Raw genomic sequence first — 741 nt, 5'->3', positions numbered from 1 at the left:
TGCTCTTTAACAATCTGGAAAGCTGATTTAAAAAGTAGTTCTCAAACATTTGTTACAAGTGCTTTGGAAACTTCTTGGCGAAAACCAAATTTTATTTGGTCCTTGTTGTACAACAACAAGCAAGCGTTGTTTCGACGACACTTCTTGGGGTTGTATGGTTAAGTGACTAAGCGTACATGGTGGATGCCTTGGCAGTCAGAGGCGATGAAGGACGTACTAACCTGCGATAAGCTGTGAGAAGTCGGTAAGAGACGCTATTACTCACAGATTTCCGAATGGGGAAACCCACCCGAGATAACTCGGGTATCTGTTACTGAATACATAGGTAACAGAGGCGAACCGGGAGAACTGAAACATCTAAGTACCCCGAGGAAAAGAAATCAACCGAGATTCCCTCAGTAGCGGCGAGCGAACGGGGATTAGCCCTTAAGCATCTTGGAAGTTAGTGGAACGGTCCTGGAAAGGCCGGCGATACAGGGTGATAGCCCCGTACACGAAAACAACCTTGATGTGAAATCGAGTAGGGCGGGACACGTGACATCCTGTCTGAATATGGGGGGACCATCCTCCAAGGCTAAATACTCCTGACTGACCGATAGTGAACCAGTACCGTGAGGGAAAGGCGAAAAGAACCCCTGTGAGGGGAGTGAAATAGAACCTGAAACCGTGTACGTACAAGCAGTGGGAGCCCTTCGGGGTGACTGCGTACCTTTTGTATAATGGGTCAGCGACTTACATTTT

At 47.5% G+C, this 741-nt stretch carries 1 rRNA gene; it reads left to right on the top strand.

The annotated features are described in order from the left end of the window. Positions 1-156 precede the first annotated feature (156 nt). Positions 157-741: ribosomal RNA gene (locus G5358_RS21490) — 23S ribosomal RNA — on the top strand; the annotation flags it as partial.

Origin of the sequence: Aeromonas sp. 604176 (assembly GCF_049170755.1) — a bacterium.
Lineage (GTDB): Bacteria > Pseudomonadota > Gammaproteobacteria > Enterobacterales > Aeromonadaceae > Aeromonas > Aeromonas veronii_A.
Note: the sequence above shows the minus strand (reverse complement) of the source record. Positions and strands in the feature narration are given on the sequence as shown.